14 protein-coding genes are annotated in these 18,307 nt (G+C 73.0%); 10 read left to right on the forward strand and 4 right to left on the reverse strand.

Features of this window, described 5'->3' with window-relative positions; genetic code table 11:
- Positions 1-300: 300 nt before the first annotated feature.
- Entirely contained in the window at positions 301-654 is a 354-nt protein-coding gene (locus ACFV4N_RS11355; protein ID WP_499672384.1) for a hypothetical protein, read from the reverse strand.
- A 239-nt stretch (positions 655-893) separates the two neighbouring features.
- On the opposite strand from ACFV4N_RS11355, the gene ACFV4N_RS11360 reads away from it, so the two are divergent.
- Positions 894-2,177, forward strand: a complete 1,284-nt coding sequence (locus ACFV4N_RS11360; protein WP_499672385.1) for a histidine--tRNA ligase — start codon at positions 894-896, stop codon at positions 2,175-2,177.
- A 64-nt stretch (positions 2,178-2,241) separates the two neighbouring features.
- Here ACFV4N_RS11360 and ACFV4N_RS11365 read toward each other — a convergent pair whose 3' ends face one another.
- Positions 2,242-3,108: an NAD(P)-dependent oxidoreductase gene (locus ACFV4N_RS11365; RefSeq protein WP_499672386.1), complete on the reverse strand. Its 867-nt coding sequence runs from the start codon at positions 3,106-3,108 to the stop codon at positions 2,242-2,244.
- 134 nt (positions 3,109-3,242) lie between these two features.
- Here ACFV4N_RS11365 and ACFV4N_RS11370 point away from each other — a divergent pair, with 134 nt between their 5' ends.
- The 4 genes from ACFV4N_RS11370 (at position 3,243) to ACFV4N_RS11385 (ending at position 10,225) form a co-directional block, all read left to right on the forward strand.
- Positions 3,243-3,536: a winged helix-turn-helix transcriptional regulator gene (locus tag ACFV4N_RS11370; protein WP_499672422.1), complete on the forward strand. Its 294-nt coding sequence runs from the start codon at positions 3,243-3,245 to the stop codon at positions 3,534-3,536.
- A 70-nt stretch (positions 3,537-3,606) separates the two neighbouring features.
- Positions 3,607-6,579, forward strand: a complete 2,973-nt coding sequence (locus ACFV4N_RS11375) for a UvrD-helicase domain-containing protein (protein WP_499672387.1) — start codon at positions 3,607-3,609, stop codon at positions 6,577-6,579.
- 119 nt (positions 6,580-6,698) lie between these two features.
- Positions 6,699-8,012, forward strand: coding sequence for an alpha-lytic protease prodomain-containing protein (locus tag ACFV4N_RS11380; RefSeq protein ID WP_499672388.1), 1,314 nt, complete (start codon positions 6,699-6,701; stop codon positions 8,010-8,012).
- A gap of 182 nt (positions 8,013-8,194) precedes the next feature.
- Positions 8,195-10,225 carry a serine/threonine-protein kinase gene (locus tag ACFV4N_RS11385; RefSeq protein WP_499672389.1) on the forward strand — a complete coding sequence of 677 codons (2,031 nt, stop codon included), beginning with the start codon at positions 8,195-8,197 and terminating at the stop codon, positions 10,223-10,225.
- Positions 10,226-10,291: 66 nt separating this feature from the next.
- Here the strand turns inward: ACFV4N_RS11385 and ACFV4N_RS11390 are convergent, their stop codons facing one another.
- A complete protein-coding gene (locus ACFV4N_RS11390; RefSeq protein ID WP_499672390.1) occupies positions 10,292-10,699 on the reverse strand; it encodes a DUF2000 domain-containing protein in 408 nt (135 codons plus the stop codon).
- Between the two features lie 92 nt (positions 10,700-10,791).
- Between ACFV4N_RS11390 and ACFV4N_RS11395 the strand changes: the two genes are divergently transcribed.
- Positions 10,792-11,250 carry an Lrp/AsnC family transcriptional regulator gene (locus ACFV4N_RS11395; protein ID WP_499672391.1) on the forward strand — a complete coding sequence of 153 codons (459 nt, stop codon included), beginning with the start codon at positions 10,792-10,794 and terminating at the stop codon, positions 11,248-11,250.
- Between the two features lie 58 nt (positions 11,251-11,308).
- Here ACFV4N_RS11395 and ACFV4N_RS11400 read toward each other — a convergent pair whose 3' ends face one another.
- Positions 11,309-12,880 carry a dolichyl-phosphate-mannose--protein mannosyltransferase gene (locus tag ACFV4N_RS11400; protein WP_499672392.1) on the reverse strand — a complete coding sequence of 524 codons (1,572 nt, stop codon included), beginning with the start codon at positions 12,878-12,880 and terminating at the stop codon, positions 11,309-11,311.
- Between the two features lie 15 nt (positions 12,881-12,895).
- Here ACFV4N_RS11400 and rsmI point away from each other — a divergent pair, with 15 nt between their 5' ends.
- The 4 genes from rsmI to ACFV4N_RS11420 all read left to right on the forward strand — a co-directional run bounded on the left by rsmI (position 12,896) and on the right by ACFV4N_RS11420 (position 18,231).
- Entirely contained in the window at positions 12,896-13,750 is an 855-nt protein-coding gene (gene rsmI, locus ACFV4N_RS11405; protein WP_499672393.1) for a 16S rRNA (cytidine(1402)-2'-O)-methyltransferase, read from the forward strand.
- Positions 13,751-13,880: 130 nt separating this feature from the next.
- Positions 13,881-15,671 carry a methionine--tRNA ligase gene (metG, locus tag ACFV4N_RS11410; protein ID WP_499672394.1) on the forward strand — a complete coding sequence of 597 codons (1,791 nt, stop codon included), beginning with the start codon at positions 13,881-13,883 and terminating at the stop codon, positions 15,669-15,671.
- Positions 15,668-16,504, forward strand: a complete 837-nt coding sequence (locus ACFV4N_RS11415) for a TatD family hydrolase (protein ID WP_499672395.1) — start codon at positions 15,668-15,670, stop codon at positions 16,502-16,504. The genes metG and ACFV4N_RS11415 overlap by 4 nt, the downstream gene beginning before the upstream one ends.
- A gap of 317 nt (positions 16,505-16,821) precedes the next feature.
- On the forward strand, positions 16,822-18,231 hold the full coding sequence (locus ACFV4N_RS11420; protein ID WP_499672396.1) for a resuscitation-promoting factor: 1,410 nt from the start codon (positions 16,822-16,824) through the stop codon (positions 18,229-18,231).
- Positions 18,232-18,307 lie beyond the last annotated feature (76 nt).

Here is an 18,307-nt window from a genome sequence, read left to right on the forward strand (position 1 = left end):
TGTTTTTTTTTTAAAACACACCCCCGCACCTGTGGGGTTGGGGGGTGTGGTTTTGGCGGACCCCAAAAACACACCTCGCCTCGTCATTTCTCCCGGGGGTGCAACCCCCGGACCCCGCCCGGAGGGCTTCGCCCCCGGACCCCCTTGCCGGCCGGCTTCGTCGCCGGATCGGCAGCCGACCGCGAGGTCGGCTGACCGGGGAACCCCGGACGTTCGCCGATCTCCGGCGCACGAGGGGATCGCGGGGGCCGCGTGGTGGTCGGAGCCCTGTCGGATGGGTGTCGGTCGACCTCTTACCTGCTATTCCGGGGCGTACCGGTCGATGTCGTCCAGCGCGTCCTCGGCCGTGCCGCCCAGGACGGGATCGGACATCAGCGCGCGCAAGGCGGGCACCGCGGTTCCTCTGGTGATCTTGCCGTGGATGCGTGCCAGGTGGCCGAGGCAGGTCGCGGCCAGGCGGCGCAGCTGGACGTCGTACCCCGGCGCCAGGTGTTCGAGCAGGATCGGCTCCACCCATTCGCCGTCGGGGTCGTCGTAGGTCAGCTCCAGCAGCGCGGGGTTCGCCACCTGCGGGTCGCCCGACCTGATGGCGGCGAGCATCTCCGCGCGCCAGTGCTCGTCGGGGTCGGGCGGAGGGTTCGGCTCACCGGTCACGGGGTGATCCTGCCCTTGCGGTCCACCTGCTCCGGGACCACGTCGGAGGTGCCCCGGTCCCGGTGGCGGTTCGGGCGGCTCCCGTGCGGGGCCACCCTTCGCCATTCCCCCATCCGCGGAGCCTCGCCGAGGGGTGGGGACCGGGTGATCTGCCGAACGGGTGATGATCGCCTCCGGGGGTCCGGGGCGGGGGGAGTACCTTTCAGCGGTTCGAACCGCGAGCCGCAGGGGGCCGAAAGGTGAAGATCGACAACAGTCCGCCGCGAGGCAATCGCGACCTGCTCCCGGACAGCGTCGCCGTGCGCGACCACGTGCTGGGCAGGATCAGCGAGGTCTACCGCCGCTACGGCTACCACCGCATCGAGACGCCCGCCCTGGAGGACATCCGGCGGCTGCGCGGCGGTGAGGGCGGCGAGAACGAGAAGCTGATCTTCCAGGTCCTCAAGCGGGGCCTCGGCGAGGAGGTCGAGGCGGGCACGCGGGTCTCGGACCTGGTCGACCTGGGCCTGCGGTTCGACCTGACCGTGCCCCTGGTCCGGTTCTACGCCAACAACCACGCCGCGCTGCCCGCGCCGTTCCGCGCGTTCCAGTTCGCACCCGTGTGGCGGGCCGAGCGCCCCCAGAAGGGCCGCTACCGGCAGTTCTACCAGTGCGACATCGACCTGGTCGGCGACGGCACGGTGCTCGCCGAGGTGGAGCTGATCGAGGCGACGACCGAGGCGCTGGACGCGGTCGGGATCACCGGCACCACCGTCCGGCTGTCCGACCGGCGCTTCCTGTCGGCGCTGGCCGCGCACGCGGGGCTCGCCGAGGCCGAGTGGTCCGGCTTCTTCATCGGCCTGGACAAGCTCGACAAGATCGGGTGGGACGGCGTCCGCGCCGAGCTGGTCGACAAGCGCGGCCTGCCCGCGAAGGCCGTGGACGAGGTCCGGTCGGTCGTCGAGGGGCTCACCGGGCTGGAGGCGGCCGAGGTCGCGGACCGGCTCGCCGACGCCGTGCCGAACCTGGCCGACGAGGTGGTGGCCGACCTCGCCACGACGGTCGGGTGCCTGGCCGACCTCGGCGCGACCCGCGCGGTCGGCTGGCAGTTCGACCCCACCCTGGTGCGGGGCATGGGGTACTACACGGGGCAGATCTTCGAGATCTCGCACCCGGAGTCGTCCCTGTCCGTCGCGGGCGGCGGCCGGTACGACAGGCTCGTGGGCCGCTCGCTGGGCAGGGAGGTGCCCGCCTGCGGGTTCTCGCTGGGCTTCGAGCGCATCGTGGACCTGATCGCGGAGGCGCCCGCCCGCTCGGCCCTGGCCGTGCTGTTCGAGGCGGACGTGCCGATCTCCGCCGCGCTGGAGCGCGCCCGCCGGGAACGCGCGAAGGGTCGCGAGACCACGGTGCTGCGGCGCAGCGGCAAGCTCCCGGCCCAGCTCAACCGCCTGGAGGCGCAGGGGTACACCGGGTTCGTCCACCTGCGCGACGGGTCGGCCGACGGGACGGCGGCGCCGGAGCGCCCGCTGGGCGCCGGCGAGTGACGTCGAGCCGGGCGGGGTGGTCCGGCCACCCCGCCCGGCCGTCCACGGAGGACCGGGGCGCGCGTCAGCCGGTGATGAGCCGGTCGACCAGGCCCGCCCCGTCCTCGTCGCCGTTGCCGGCGGCGACGTGGCGCGCCTCCAGGGCGAAGTACGGCGCCAGCAGCTCGGGGCTCACGCCCTGGTCCTCGGCCGTGCTGACGAGGGTCGCGTTCGCGGTGACCTGCATGGCGAGGTTGGAGACCACGCCGGTGGTGTAGTCGCCGCTCTCCAGCCGCTCCGCGAGCCGGTGGACGAACGGGGTCATGGCGGTGAGCCAGTCCGCGAGCAGCGGCGCGAACGAGGTCGGCGCGATGTCCTCCTTCCGGATGAGGGCGAAGGCGTGGGTGACGCCCGCGAACAGCCCGGTCATGCCGCTGAGCAGCGCCACGTCGTGCAGGGCGGCGAAGCCCGCGTCCCCGCCGACGTACCTGGCGCCCGCGGGGGCGGCCAGGACCGCCTCGTGCTCCTCGAACAGGTCGGGCGAGCCGCTGTAGAACACGTAGGCGCCGGAGCCCGGCGCGCCGATCATCGGCGGGACCGCCATGATCCCGCCGTCGAGGAAGCGGGCGCCGCGCTCCCGCGCCCACTCCGCGCGGGCGCGGCCCTGGGCCGGGGTGCCGGTGGTCAGGTTGACGACGTCCTTGCCGGCGAGGTCGACGCCGGCCAGGGCCTCGCCGATCGAGTCGTCGTCCAGCAGGCACAGCACGACGAGGCGGTTGGCGGCCACCGCCTCGGCGGCCGTGGCCGCCGCGGTCGCCCGGCCGGCGAAGGGCGCGGCCCGGGCGGGGGTCCGGTTCCACACGGTCAGCGGGTGGCCGGCGGCGAGCCAGGCCTCGGCGAGGGCGGCGCCCATCGCGCCGAGTCCGAGCAGGGTCAACGGGGTCTTGGTCATGGCGCCAGGCTCGCCCCGGCGCACCCGGTTGATCAAGTACGCACTTGCGGGTGCGTGGTTACCCTGGGGGAAGCGAGCAGGCAGGAGGGGTGGACGTGCGGGCGATCGCGCACCGGTGCGGCCTCGACGCGGCGATGGCCGTGATCGAGGGCAAGTGGAAGGTCTCGATCCTCTGGGCGCTGGGGGCGCACCCGAGCTGCCGCTTCGGCCGGCTGCGCCGGGAGCTGCCGGGGGTGACCGAGAAGGTGCTCGCCTCGCACCTGCGCGAGATGGAGCGGGACGGCCTGGTGCGCCGCGAGGTGCACGACGAGGTGCCGCCCCGGGTCGAGTACTCGCTGACCGACCTCGGGCACGCGCTCAACCGGGCCCTGGAGCCGCTGGGGGAGTGGGGCACCGAGCACCTGCTCGTCGACGGGGGCACCGGCTGAGCGGCGGCGGGCGCACCGGGTCGGCCGCCACCCGGCGGACTTGTCGGTGGGCGGGTCTACCATCGGTTCGGTGCGTTTCGTGGCCGACCTCCACATCCACTCCAAGTACTCCCGGGCGTGCAGCCGCGACTGCGACCTCGAACACCTGACGTGGTGGGCGCGGCGCAAGGGCATCTCGCTCGTCGGCACCGGGGACTTCACCCACCCCGCCTGGTACGACCACCTGACCGAGAACCTGGTCGAGGCGGCGCCCGGCCTGTTCCGGCTGCGCGAGGACCTCGACCGCGACATCGACCGCACCCTGCCGCCGTCGCTGGCCGCCGCGCCGGTGCGGTTCATGCTGTCGGTGGAGATCTCGACGATCTACAAGCGCGACGGCCACACGCGCAAGGTCCACCACCTGGTCTACATGCCCGACCTGGAGTCCGCGGCCCGGTTCAACGCCCGCATGGCCAAGATCGGCAACATCGGCTCGGACGGCCGGCCGATCCTCGGGCTCGACTCGCGCGACCTGCTGGAGATCACCCTGGAGTGCGGCGGCTACCTGGTGCCCGCGCACGTCTGGACGCCGTGGTTCGCGGTGCTCGGCTCGAAGTCCGGGTTCGACGCGGTGCGGGACTGCTACGCCGACCTGGCCGACCACGTCTTCGCCGTGGAGACCGGGCTGTCCTCCGACCCCGACATGAACCGGCGGGTGTCCAGCCTGGACGGGTACCGGCTGGTCAGCAACTCCGACGCGCACTCGCCGCCCGCGCTGGGCCGCGAGGCCACGGTGTTCGACACGGACCTGGACTATCACGCGGTGCGGCGCGCGCTGGAGACCGGTGAGGGCTTCGCCGGCACGCTGGAGTTCTTCCCCGAGGAGGGCAAGTACCACGTCGACGGGCACCGCAAGTGCGGCGTGCGCATGGAGCCCAAGGAGACGTTGGCGCACAAGGGCATCTGCCCGGTGTGCGCCAAGCCGCTGACGGTCGGCGTGCTCAGCCGCGTGGAGGAGCTGGCCGACCGCGACGACCCCGAGCCCGCGGGCGGGTTCACCAGCCTGGTGCCGCTGCCGGAGATCATGGGCGAGATCCTCGACGTGGGGCCGAAGAGCAAGAAGGTGCTGGCGCAGGTCGACAAGCTCACCGCGGCCCTGGGCCCGGAGCTGGTCATCCTCCAGGACGTGCCGGTGGACGACATCGCGGCGCACTCGCCGCTGCTGGCCGAGGCGGTGGCGCGGCTGCGGCGCGGCGAGGTGGTGCGGGACTCCGGCTACGACGGCGAGTACGGCGTGATCCGGGTGTTCGAACCCGGCGAGCTGGCCCGGCGCGCCGCGTCGTTCGCGTTGTTCGACGCCGAACCCGTCGAGCGGCGACCCGCCGAACCGCCGCGGCGGGCGCCCGCCCGGTCCACTGTGGAGGAACCGCCGCCGGTCGCCGCGCCCGCGCCGGCCGGCGGGTCGCTGCTCGACGGGCTCGACCCGGAGCAGCGCGCGGCCGCCGAGGTCGAGGGCGGGCCGCTGCTGATCATCGCCGGGCCCGGCACGGGCAAGACCCGGACGCTGACGCACCGGATCGCGGACCTGGTGACCTCGCGCGGCGTGCCCGCCTCGTCGTGCCTGGCCATCACGTTCACCCGCCGCGCGGCGGAGGAGATGGCCGAGCGGCTGGCCGCGCTAGCGCCGGAGCACGCGGCCGGGCTGACCATCGCGACGTTCCACTCGCTCGGGGTGCTGGTGCTGCGCGAGCACCACGCGGCGGTGGGGCTGTCGGCGTCCTTCGGCGTGGCCGACCCGGACCTGCGGCTTGAGGTCGCGCGGACCCTGGCCGCGGACGACAAGGCCGCCAGGGAGCTGGTCGAGGCCCGCGACGAGCGGTACCTCGCGGCGCTGCGGGAGCGGGACCTGGTCGACTTCGACGACCTGATCTCGCTGCCGCTGGCGCTGCTGGAGGGCTCGCCCGAGCTGGTGGCGGCCTACCGCGACCGGTGGCGGTGGGTGTCGGTCGACGAGTACCAGGACGTGGACGAGCAGCAGTACCGGCTGCTGCGGCTGCTCGCGCCGCCGGACGGCGACCTGACCGCGATCGGCGACCCGGACCAGGCGATCTACCGGTTCCGCGGCGCGGACGTCGGGTTCTTCCTGCGCTTCCGGGAGGACTTCCCGACCGCGCGGACCGTGCACCTGACCCGCAACTACCGGTCGTCCGCGGCCGTGGTGCGCGGCGCGCTGGAGGTCATCGCGCCGTCGTCGCTGGTGCCGGGGCGCGAGCTGACGCCGATGGCGGACCACGGCGACGCGGCGATCGGCGTGCACCACGCCGCGTCGGAGGCCGCCGAGGCGGCGTTCGTGGCGCGGACCGTCGAGCAGGTGCTGGGCGGCGCGTCGTTCCACGCGCTCGACAGCGGCCGGGTCTCCTCGGACGGCACGCGGGGCCTGGGCTTCTCCGACTTCGCCGTGCTGTACCGGACCGACCGCCAGTCCCGCGCCCTGGTGGAGGCGCTGACGAGGTCCGGCCTGCCGTTCCAGAAGCGCTCGCACGACCGGCTGGCCGACCGCCCCGGCGTGGCCCGGATCGCGCACGAGGTCGCGCACGCGCCCGGCGGCACGGTGCTGGAGCGCGTGCGCGCGGTGGCGGGCGACGACCACACGGCCTACGAGCTGCTCAAGCCCCTGGCCGCCGACTGCGGCGCGGACGTCGAGCGGTTCCGCGCGGAGCTGGCGCTGGGCGTCGAGGTCGACACGTGGGACCCGCGGGCCGACCGCATCTCGCTGCTGACCCTGCACGCCTCCAAGGGCCTGGAGTTCCCGGTGGTGTTCGTCGTCGGCTGCGAGGACGGCCTGCTGCCGATGCGGTGGCCCGGCGAGGACGACGCGGAGGCCGTCGACGAGGAGCGCCGCCTGCTGTTCGTCGGCATGACCCGGGCACAGCGGCACCTGTTCCTCAGCCACACCACCGCGCGCCCGCGCTCGCCGTTCCTGGCGTCGCTGGAGTCCTTCGAGCAGGTCGGCGCGGCCGTCCCGCGCCGCAGGCGGAAGGGCACGCAGCTGAGCCTGCTCTAGAAATTGGACTGGACCATAACGCGGCGTTAGGACCCGACTGGCATATCCGCCGCACCCTCCCCGCCGGCTAGCGTCGGGTGGCGAATCCCGTGTCACCACCCCCTGCGAGGAGACAGCGGATGACTCGACGACCCGTTGCCGCGATGGCCGCGGCGGTCCTGGGCGCGGCCGGCCTGGCCGCCGCCCTGACCACCACGGCCACCGCCGGACCACCACCGCCCTCGGGCCCGGACGGCGGCCTCGTCGCGGCCATGGCCCGCGACTTCAAGATCACCCCGGACGAGGCGCGCGCCCGCATCTCGCGGGAGGCCGCGGCCTCCGCGACCGAGAGCACCCTGAAGGCGCGCCTCGGACCGGCCTTCGCGGGCGCCTGGCTCAACGCCGACGCCACCGAGCTGGTCGTCGGCGTGACCGCGTCGTCCCAGATCCAGGCGGTGGAGGACGCGGGCGCGACGCCCAGGCTCGTCACCCGCACCCTGGCGCAGCTCGACGCGCTCAAGGTCAAGCTCGACCGCAACGCGCGCAACGTGCCCGACGGCGTGCCCGGCTGGTACGTCGACGTGCCCACCAACTCGGTCGTCGTGCTGGCCGGCGACGTCACGGCCGGCCGCGCGTTCGCCGAGGCCAGCGGCCTGACCGGGGCGGCGGTCCGGGTCGAGCGCTCCACCGAGGAGCCGCGCCCGCTGATCGACGTGATCGGCGGCAACGCCTACTACTTCGGCAGCTCCCGGTGCTCCATCGGGTTCCCCGTCGAAGGCGGTTTCGTCACGGCCGGGCACTGCGGCCGCGCGGGCACCGCCACCACCCAGCCCACCGGTTCGGTCGTCGCGTCGAGCTTCCCCGGCAACGACTACGGGTGGGTCCGCACGGCGGCGGGCAACACCGGCCGGCCGCTGGTCAACCGCTACCCCGGCACCGTGCCGGTGCGGGGCAGCACCGAGGCGGCCGTGGGCGCCTCGGTGTGCCGTTCCGGCTCCACCACGGGGTGGCGCTGCGGCACGATCCAGCAGAAGAACGCCTCGGTCACCTACCCCGAGGGCACCATCACCGGTCTGACCCGCACGAACGCCTGCGCCGAACCCGGCGACTCCGGCGGCTCGTGGCTGACCGGTGACCAGGCGCAGGGCGTCACCTCCGGTGGCTCCGGGAACTGCACGTCCGGCGGGACGATCTACTTCCAGCCGGTCAACGAGATCCTCCAGGCGTACGGCCTGAAGCTGATCGTCGAGGACGGGTCGCCGACGACTGACCCGACGTCACCGACCACGACGACCACGAACCCGGGCCAGACCTCCTGGCAGCCAGGCGTCGCGTACGCGGCCGGCTCCCTCGTGACGTACGACGGCGTCGGGTACAGGTGCTTGCAGGGGCACACGTCCCAAACAGGCTGGGATCCACCTTCGGTGCCTGCTCTGTGGGAGCGCGTGGGTTAGCGGCAACCGCACGCGCGGGGAGGGGCCCGGCTTCGGCCGGGCCCCCCTTTTTTCGCCGCGACTCCCGGCCTCTCCTCCGACCCGCCGTGACAGCGCCGTGACCAGCGCGGAACAGGACCGCGTCGGTCTCGCGTCACCGGTGGCGCGCCCCGCACCCGTACCCTGAGAGGCGAGGAGAAGGGGTGGTGCGCGTCGTGGAGCTGGCCGAGTCGCTGCTGGCGTGGCTGCACGACTGGGTGGGCGTGTCGCTGTGCCCCGGCGACTGGGCGTGGACCACCACCGCGTTCGGCGCGCTCATCGGGGTCCTGCCGACCGTCGCCGCGCTGCTGTCGATCACCGTGCGCCGGGTCGTCGGCAACTCCTACGGGCCGGTCACCGGCGCGGTCTTCGCCGTGCTCGGCGTGATGAGCACGCTGGTGCTGCCGTGGGTGGCGTTCTCGGCCACCTACAAGCTGCTGCGCACCGGCCGGCTGGAGGGCGTCCGGTCCCTGGACGAGTCGCCCTGCGTGGCGTTCACCCAGTTCGACTACCTGGTCGGCGCGCCGTCGATCATCACGGCGTTCGGCGACGGCCGCGTGCTCTACATGGTCGCGGGCGTGGTGACGGGCGTGCTGGCGCTGCTGTGCCTGCTGTTCGTCATGCTCCAGGCCGGCTCCGCCTTCCGGCTGGGCCCGAACTGGCCGCGCCGGGTGTTCTGGCCGCCGTTCCTGGTGCTGCTGGTGACCACGTCGGCACTGCCGGTGACGCTCGTGGGCCACCTGCTGCTCGGGTACTTCCCGATAGCCCTGTTGGGCTCCCTGGTGGTCAAGGTTTTCGGGTTGACTACCGCCATGCTCAACCGCCCCGGTCGCGATCGCGGGACCCCGGACCCGCAACCCGCGGCGTCCAGGACGCCGCCGCCCCAGAAGCAGCCACCTCAGAAGCAGCCACCCCGGCAGACCCAGCCGCAGCCGCAGCAGGGCCGGCCCAAGCAGACCCAGCCCCAGGACCGGCAGCCGCCGCCGTACCAACCCGAGAAGCCGCCGCCGTACCAGTCGGAGAAGCCGCCGCCCTACCAGCCCGCGCAGATCCCGCCCTACCAGCCCGCGCCGTACCGGCCGGTGCCGCCGCCGAACCGGCAGTACCCGCCGACGCGGGTCGCCGAGGTGCGCCCGACGCCCCAGCCGATGTCCCAGCCGACACCCCCGCCGATGTCCCAGCCGACGCCGACGTCCCCGCCGCCCACGCGCGTGGAGCAGCCCGCCCGGCTGGCCGACACGCCCGGTCCGCTGCCGTTCGGGCCCAACGCGGCGTCCGGCGGGCACCAGGTGGGCTCCAACCCGGCGCCGGCGGCGGACTCGGGCAAGGTGTGGAACCCGGCCGGCGGCCGGTTCCGGCGCATCCGCCAGCTCGGCCGCGGCGGGTTCGGCACGGTCTGGCTGGCCGTGGACGAGCAGCTCGCCCGCACGGTCGCGGTGAAGCTCGCGCACGCGCCGGACAACGAGACCGAGCAGCGCATGGTGCGCGAGGCCCGCGCCCTGGCGGCCGTGCGGCACCCGAACTGCGTGCGCGTGTTCGACATCGTGCAGGACCCGGACGGCCTGGCGATCATCATGGAGTACATCGACGGGCCGCCGCTGTCCGAGGTGGTGCTCAAGCAGGGCCCGCTGGCCGACACGCTGGCCGCCCGGCTGTGGGTGAACATGGCCGACGCGCTGGTCGCCGCGCACGAGCAGGGCGTGCTGCACCGGGACGTGAAGCCGTCCAACGTCATCGTGGACACCCACGGCACCGCGCACCTGATCGACTTCGGCATCGCCCGCTCCAAGGGCGACAGCACGCTCACCGCCACCGGCATGATGGTCGGCACCCCCGACTTCCTGGCGCCGGAGACCGCCCGGGGCGAGGCCGCCAGCCCCGCCTCGGACGCCTGGCAGCTCGCCGCCACGGTCAGCTACGCGCTCACCGGCCAGCCGCCGCGCGGGTCGCGGGAGAACCCGATCTCCTCGCTGATGGCCGCCGCGCAGGGCGAGCCGTGCGTGAAGCTGCCCCAGCACAGCGCCCACGTCCGGCTGCTGACCGACGCGCTGGACGCCGACCCGGCCAAGCGGCCGTCGCTGACCGCGATCCGGGCCGAGCTGTCCTCGTGGCTGTCGCAGGCGGGCCTGAGCAAGGAGGGGCCGGTCACGAGGATGATCGACCGGCCGGAGCCGCCGACCCGGCCCGTGCGCTGAGCGGGCGTCCCCGACGGCGGCGGTCGGGCCCGCCGCCGTCTCCGCGTGGTGCCGCGCGCTCGCGGCTCAGGTCATCAGCGGGAGCCTGCGGGTCAGCCTGGTGATCTCGGCGCGGGGCCCGTGGAGGGCGACGGCGACGAACTCGGGGTCGTTCTCGCCGGCCAGGGCCTCGGTGTACTCGGCGTAGGTCCGGGAGCGGCGGGCGACCTCGGTGAAGCCGACGGTCAGCACGTCCTCGGAGCCGTGGAGGGCCTTGAGCCGGTCGGCGGGCGCGGTCAGGACGGGCACCGGGTGGGTGTTGAGGCCGAGGTGGGTGGTGCCGTCGGCGTCCTCGAGGTCGTCGCCGAGCAGGTCGCCCGGCAGGCGGGCGCCGAGGGTCAGGCCGAGGACGGCGGCGGCGTTGGCGGCCAGGTTGGGCGGCAGGTCGTCGCGCAGGACGAGGACGAGCTTGGTGGGCAGCACGGAGGTGTCCATTCGTTCGGTGGAGTGGGAACGAAGTTATCCACCTGGGCGCTCTTGTCCACCTGTGCCGAACTTCGTTCGGCGTCGTTTGCGATGATCGGCGCGTGGACGAACTTGATTCGGCGATCGTCAGGAACCTCCAGCTGGATGCGCGGCTGACCAACCGGGAGCTGGCGAGGCGGCTGGGCGTGGCGCCGTCGACGTGCCTGGAGCGGGTGCGGGCGCTGCGCGAGCGCGGCGTGGTCAGGGGCTACCACGCGGACGTGGACCTGGGCGCGCTGAACCGCCCGGTGCAGGCTTTCGTGGCCGCCCGGCTGCGCCCGATGAGCCGCCCGGTGATCGACAACTTCAAGGCGGCGATCGGCGGGCTGCCCGAGGTGCTGGCGATGTTCGTAGTGGCGGGGGACGACGACTTCCTCATCCACGTGGCGGTGCAGGACCTGGAGCACCTGCACGCGTTCCTCATCGACCGGCTGAGCGAGCGGCGGGAGGTGATCAGCTTCCGCAGCTCGGTGATCTACGAGGCGCTGCGCAACCCCGTGCTGACCGAGCTGCCGCGCTGACGACCCCCGCCGCGCCGCCCGCACCGCCCGCGCCGTTCCCGCCGGGCGGCGGCCGGCCTCAGTTCCAGGACGGCAGCCACTTCTGGGCGTCCCACATCTCCGGCGTGATCGGGATGCCGTTCAGGATCGGCCACAGCCAGACGAAGTTGGCCACCACCAGGCCGACGTAGAGGGCCACCGCCAGGCGGCCGGTGCCGCGGCGCTCCGGGCCGTCCGTGCTGCGGCCCAGCACCTCGCCCAGCGCCAGCGCGATGCCCAGGACCAGGAACGGGGCCATCGGCATCGCGTAGAACAGGTACATCTGCCGGTCGACGTTGACGAACCAGGGCAGGAAGCCCGCGCCGTACCCGACCAGCACCGCCGCGTACCGCCAGTCCAGCCGGCTGATCGCCTGCCACAGCGCCCACGCCAGCACCGGGAACGCCAGCCAGTACATGGCGGGCGTGCCGATCAGCATGGTCGCGCCGATGCACGTCGCCGCGCCGCAGCCGGTCAACGCGCCCTCGTAGTAGTAGAGCATCGGCCGCAGGCCCATCGGCCACGTCCACGGCTTCGACTCCCACGGGTGCGGGTTCCCCTCGGGGGTGACCAGGTTCGTGTGGAACTCGAAGACGTTGCTGCTGTAGTACCAGAGCGCTCGCAGGGGGTCGGGGACCCACGAGTCGTCGGGCAGCTTCGTGCCCACCACGTGCCGGTCGATGCCGGTCTCCGAGGCGAACCACGACCACCACGTCGCCAGGTAGGCCAGCACCGGCACGACCAGCAGGGCGTACAGCGACGGCAGCAGGTCCCGGACGAACGCGCCCAGCCAGGGCCGCTCCACGCCCGCCGCCCGCCGCGCGGTGGCGCTCCACAGCACCGACAGCACGCCGAAGAACGCGATGAACCACAGCCCGGACCACTTCACGCCGCACGCGAGCCCGAGCATGATGCCGCCGGCGAACCGCCACCAGCGGAAACCGAGCCACGGCCCGTACGGCGAGGCGGTCGCCCAGCCCTCGCGCACCGCGACCGCCAGCCGGGCGCGGACCTGGTCCCGGTCCACCACCAGGCACGCGAACGCCGCCACCACGAAGAACGTCAGGAAGGAGTCGAGCATCCCCATCCGGGACTGCACGTGGCTCAGGCCGTCCGCGACGAGCAGCACGCCGGCGATGGCGGCGATCAGGTCCGACCGCGTCAGCCGCCGCGCGATCCGGACCACCAGCACGATCGTCAGCGTGCCCGCGAGCGCCGCGGTGAACCGCCAGCCCACGCCGTCGTAGCCGAACAGCCACTCGCCGATCGCGATGAGCTGCTTGCCCAGCGGCGGGTGGACGATCAGCTCGTAGCCGGCGTTGTCCTCGTACCCGCCGTTGCGCAGCACCTGCGCCGCCTGGGGCACGTAGTGCTTCTCGTCGAAGACCGGGGTGCCCTTGTCGGTCGGGAACCCGAGGTTCCAGAACCGCACCGCCCCGCCGATCAGGGCCACGGCCAGCGTCATGAGCCAACCCCGCAGGGGGTCGCTCATCCGCCCGGGTTCGAGCAGGCGCGCCCGCGACTCGCGGTCGGCGCCCGGGGGCGGGCCCGCCTGCGGCACTTCGCCGGGGGCGACCACGTCGTCTGCGGACTGCGGTGCGATCAGGCTCACGGAGCCGATCGTAGGGTGAGAGGTGTGAGACCTGTATCCGGATCAGGCCGTTTGGTGCTGGCCGCTACTCCGCTCGGAGACGTTCGCGACGCCTCGCGCCGCCTGGTGGACGCGCTGGCGACGGCCGAGGTGGTCGCCGCGGAGGACACCCGCAGGCTGCGGTCGCTGGCCGCCGCGCTCGACGTGACCCCGTCGGGCCGGGTGGTGAGCTTCTACGACCAGGTGGAGACGGCCCGCCTGCCGGGCCTGCTGGAGGCCATGAGAGAGGGCTCGACGGTGCTGCTGGTGACGGACGCGGGCATGCCCAGCGTGTCCGACCCCGGCTACCGCCTGGTCGCGGCGTGCGTGGCCGAGGACATCACCGTGACCTGCCTGCCCGGCCCGTCGGCGGTGACCACCGCGCTGGCCGTGTCGGGCCTGCCCTCGGACCGCTTCTGCTTCGACGGGTTCCCGCCCCGGAAGGGCGGCGAGCGGCGGCGCTGGTTCGCCGGCCTGGTCGACGAGCCCCGGACCTGCGTGTTCTTCGAGTCGCCGCACCGGCTGGCGGACAGCCTGGTGGACGCGGTGGCCGTGCTGGGCCCCGACCGGCGGGCGGCGGTGTGCCGGGAGCTGACCAAGACCTACGAGGAGGTCAGGCGGGGGACGCTGGGCGAGCTGGCGTCGTGGGCGGCGGAGGGGGTGCGCGGCGAGGTCACGGTGGTGCTCGCGCCCGCCGAGCCCCGGGAGGGGCCGTCCCTGGAGTCGCTGGTGGCCGAGGTGAAGCGGCGCGTGGCGGACGGCGAACGCCTGAAGACGGCGGCGGCCGAGGTCGCGGCGGCGGCGGGGGTGAGCAAGAAGGCGCTCTACGACGCCGCGGTCAGCGGGGGGTGACCGGGCGGGCTCCCCGTCCGGGTCGGCCGTCGCCGCCCCGTCCACCACCGGGCGAACCCCGTCCGCGTGATCGGGCGGCACAGTCCCCACCCGCGAAAACCCGCCCGACCCGCCTCCGTAGGCTTAACACATGAGTGCCTCCGTGCTGACCGCGGTGGCGTGGCCCTACGCCAACGGCCCCCGCCACATCGGTCACGTCTCCGGTTTCGGTGTCCCCTCCGACGTGTTCTCCCGCTTCATGCGCATGTCGGGCCACCGGGTGCTCATGGTCTCCGGCTCCGACGAGCACGGCACCCCCATCTCGGTCCAGGCCGAGAAGGAGGGCCTGACCACGCGCCAGCTCGTCGACAAGTACCACCGCGTGATCACCGAGGACCTCCACGGCCTCGGCCTGTCCTACGACCTGTTCACCCGCACCACCACCGGCAACCACTACCACGTCGTCCAGGAGCTGTTCCTCGCCCTCTGGCGCAACGGCTACGTCGTGCCCAAGACCGAGATGGGCGCGATCAGCCCGTCCACCGGCCGCACCCTGCCCGACCGCTACATCGAGGGCACCTGCCCGATCTGCGGCTACGACGGCGCCCGCGGCGACCAGTGCGACAACTGCGGCAACCAGCTCGACCCCGCCGACCTGAAGAACCCGCGCTCGCGCATCAACGGCGAGGTCCCGAAGTTCGTCGAGACCGAGCACCTGTTCCTGGACCTGCCGCAGTTCATCGACGCCCTGGGCAGCTGGCTCCAGACGCGCACCGAGTGGCGCCCGAACGTGCTCAAGTTCAGCCAGAACCTGATCGGCGACCTGCGCCCGCGCGCCATCACCCGCGACCTGGACTGGGGCATCCCCATCCCGCTGGACGGCTGGCGCGACCAGCCGATGAAGCGGTTCTACGTGTGGTTCGACGCGGTGATCGGCTACTTCAGCGCGTCCGTCGAGTGGGCCCGCCGCAGCGGGAACCCGGACGCCTGGCGCGAGTTCTGGACCGGCGACGCCCAGGGGTACTACTTCATGGGCAAGGACAACATCGTCTTCCACTCGCTGATCTGGCCGTCCCTGCTGCTCGGCCAGAACGGCCAGGGCGCCAAGGGCGGCGAGCCCGGCTCGTTCGGCCCGCTGAACCTGCCGACCGAGGTCGTGTCGTCCGAGTTCCTCACCATGAGCGGCTCGAAGTTCTCCACCTCGCGGGGCACGGTCATCTACGTGACCGACTTCCTCCGGGAGTTCGGCCCCGACGCGCTGCGCTACTTCATCTCGGTCGCCGGCCCGGAGAACCAGGACACCGACTTCACCTGGGAGGAGTTCGTCCGCCGCACGAACTTCGAGTTGGCCAACGAGTGGGGCAACCTGGTCAACCGGTCCATCTCGATGGCGCACAAGAACGTGGGCGCGGTGCCGAAGCCGACCGCGCCGACCGCGGCCGACCACGAGCTGCTGGCCCTGAGCCGCGGCGCGTTCGACGTCGTCGGCGGCCACCTGCGCCGCTCGCGGTTCAAGCAGGCATCGACCGAGGCGATGAAGGTGGTCGGCGCGGCCAACCGCTACCTGTCCGACCAGGAGCCGTGGAAGCTGAAGGACGACCCGGAGCGCCGGGACACCGTCCTGCACACCGCCCTCCAGGTCGTCCAGGACGCCAACGCCCTGCTCACGCCGTTCCTGCCGCACTCGGCGCAGAAGGTGCACGAGCTGCTGGGCGGCCAGGGCGTGTGGGCGGCGCAGCCCCGGGTCACCGAGGTCCAGGACCTCGACGTGCCGGACCGCGGGTACCCGGTGCTGACCGGCGACTACGCCGCCGAGCAGGCCAGGTGGGAGTCCACGCCGATCGAGGTCGGCCGGCCGCTGGACAAGCCGAGCCCGCTGTTCGCGAAGCTCGACCCGGAGCTGGGCGAGAAGGGCCCCGACTGGGCCCCGATCACCCGGTGACCAAGCGCAGGGGCGAACGACCGCCGGCGCCGGAACCACTCCCGGCGCCGGTGGTCGACGCGCACACCCACCTCGACGCCTGCGGCGCCAGGACGCCGCAGGACGTCAGGGCGATGCTCGACCGGGCGGCCGAGGCCGGCGTGGACCGCGTCGTCACCGTCGCCGACGACCTGGACGCCGCCCGCTGGGCCGCCGAGGCCGCCACGTGGGACGAGCGGGTCTTCGCCGCCGTCGCGCTGCACCCCACCCGCACCACGGGCTTCGGCGAGCGCGAGCGGGCCGCGCTGACCGAGCTGGCCGGGCACCCGCGCGTGGTCGCGATCGGCGAGACCGGCCTGGACTACTACTGGGACTACGCCTCGCCCGAGGACCAGCGGGCCGCGTTCCGGTGGCACATCGGGCTCGCCAAGGACACCGGCAAGCCGCTGATGATCCACGACCGCGAGGCCCACGAGGACGTCCTGGGGATCCTCGACGAGGAGGGCGCGCCGGAGCAGGTCGTCTTCCACTGCTTCTCCGGCGACCTCGAATTCGCGCGGCGGTGCGTCGAGCGCGGCTTCACGCTGTCCTTCGCGGGCACCGCGACCTTCCGGAACGCCCACGCCCTCCGGGAAGCCGCGCGGTGGGCGCCGGAGGAGCACGTGCTGGTCGAAACGGACGCGCCGTTCCTCACGCCCCACCCGTACCGGGGTCGCCCGAACGAACCATATTGCGCGAACTACACCCTGCGGGATCTCGCCACCCTGCGTGAGACCGACCTGGCGGAACTGGCCTCAGCGATCACCCGGAACGCCGAGCGGATCTTCGGGCTCCGTGACGCAACGCAGCACTGATACCCCTTGCGACGAACGGACTAGCGCACTGCACCGCCGACGGGGTGACTGAACTCACAAGTCGCGCGAGGGTGTTTGCACAACCTCCCGACACCCGTTACGGTCCCGTGACCGTGCCCCACGTATCCAGTGCCGGGGCGCACCCGCGGTCGGGGCGGGTCGACACACCAGAAGCGAGAAGGCCGAACAGCACGGGAGTTGCCGGAGATCAGCAGCTGACCACCGACAGCGAACGCGCGCGTTGCGGGACTTCGCGCCTTCAGGAGGTATGGAACCCCGTGAACTCGTTCAACGAGGACACCGACTGGTTTACGCCCGTGAAAGACGTCCCGGCCACCGGCGTCGACGTCCTGGACAGACCGGTGCACCCGGTCGAGTGGGACAACGCGCACTGGGAGACCGCGGTCTTCACGATCACGCCGAACGACGTCCTCGACGTCCTCGGCCCGGACGCCGACGAACTGCTGGCGAACGCCAACGTCGACGTCGACGAGCTGATCCGGCTCATCAACGCCGAGACGACGCTCCTCCCGCCGATCATCATCCCGGACGAGGTCTCCCAGGACCGCGTCGCGGGCGCACCGGGCGCCGAGCGACCCGACGCGCCGCCCGCCGCCCTGGTCGAAGCCGCCGGGAAGTGGAAGCGCCGCTTCCTTAAGGCCGCGGTCGCCACCGTGCTGGTGACGATCTCCGGCGGGGGCGCGACCGCCATCGCCATGGACAAGTCGATCACGGTCGACGTGGACGGCGAGGCCAAGACCGTCCGGACCTACGAGTCCACCGTCGGCGAGATCCTCGCCGAGGAGGGCATCACGGTCGGCGCGCACGACGCCCTGAGCCCGAGCCCCCAGGCCAAGGTCTCCGACGGCGGCAAGATCTCGCTGGACCGCGGCCGCCTGGTGAAGGCCACCGTGGACGGCGAGCAGCGCGAGGGCTGGGTCCGCTCGGTCACCGTGGACGAGGCGCTGGAGCAGCTCCGCATCGACGACGAGGGCGCCTGGGTCTCCCACGACCGCGGCATGGACGTCCCGCTGGCGGGCATGGCCGTCGAGGTCAAGAGCCTCAAGACGATCACCCTCTACGACGGCGGCGAGGCGCCGCGCCAGCTCCGGACGACCGCGGTCACGGTCGAGGAGCTGATGCGGGTCGAGAACCTGAGCCTCGGTCCCGACGACAAGCTCGAAACGGCCACGGACCTGCGCATCACCAACGGCGCCGAGGTCCACATCAGCCGCACGGGCGTCTCGGTGATCAACGCGACGGAGGCCATCCAGCCGCCCGTCGAGGAGGTCAAGGACGACACCCTGATGAAGGGCCAGAAGCAGGTCGTCGAGCAGGGCGAGGCCGGCGAGCAGATCGTCACCTACCGCGTCACCACCAAGAACGGCCAGGAGATCGGCCGCGAGAAGCTGGGCGCGAAGGTCACCAAGGAGCCCAAGCCGCGCAAGGTCAAGGTCGGCACCAAGCTGCCGCCGGACGGCGCGGTGTGGGACTCGCTGGCCAAGTGCGAGGCCGGCGGCAACTGGGCCATCAACACCGGCAACGGCTACTACGGCGGCCTCCAGTTCAACAAGGGCACCTGGGACGCCTACGGCGGCGGCCAGTACGCCGCGTACCCGCACCAGGCGTCCCGCGAGCAGCAGATCGCCATCGCGACCAAGCTGCGCGACGCCCGCGGCGGCTACTCGGCGTGGCCCGGCTGCCAGGCCAAGCTGGGCCTGCCGTAAGAATGGGCGCGTGACCGGAGCTTCATCGTCGGCCGGGCCGGGGAGCAGCGCGCTCCTCGGCCCCGCCGACCTCCGT

It is taken from the genome of Actinosynnema sp. NPDC059797, assembly GCF_042732085.1.
Lineage (GTDB): Bacteria > Actinomycetota > Actinomycetes > Mycobacteriales > Pseudonocardiaceae > Actinosynnema.

Coding starts and splice junctions, on each gene's coding strand:
- ACFV4N_RS11365 (WP_499672386.1), bottom strand. CDS start 3,108: ATGACCAAGACCCCGTTGACCCTGCTCGGACTCGGCGCGATGGGCGCC.
- ACFV4N_RS11370 (WP_499672422.1), top strand. CDS start 3,243: ATGGCCGTGATCGAGGGCAAGTGGAAGGTCTCGATCCTCTGGGCGCTG.
- ACFV4N_RS11380 (WP_499672388.1), top strand. CDS start 6,699: ATGACTCGACGACCCGTTGCCGCGATGGCCGCGGCGGTCCTGGGCGCG.
- ACFV4N_RS11390 (WP_499672390.1), bottom strand. CDS start 10,699: ATGGACACCTCCGTGCTGCCCACCAAGCTCGTCCTCGTCCTGCGCGAC.
- metG (WP_499672394.1), top strand. CDS start 13,881: ATGAGTGCCTCCGTGCTGACCGCGGTGGCGTGGCCCTACGCCAACGGC.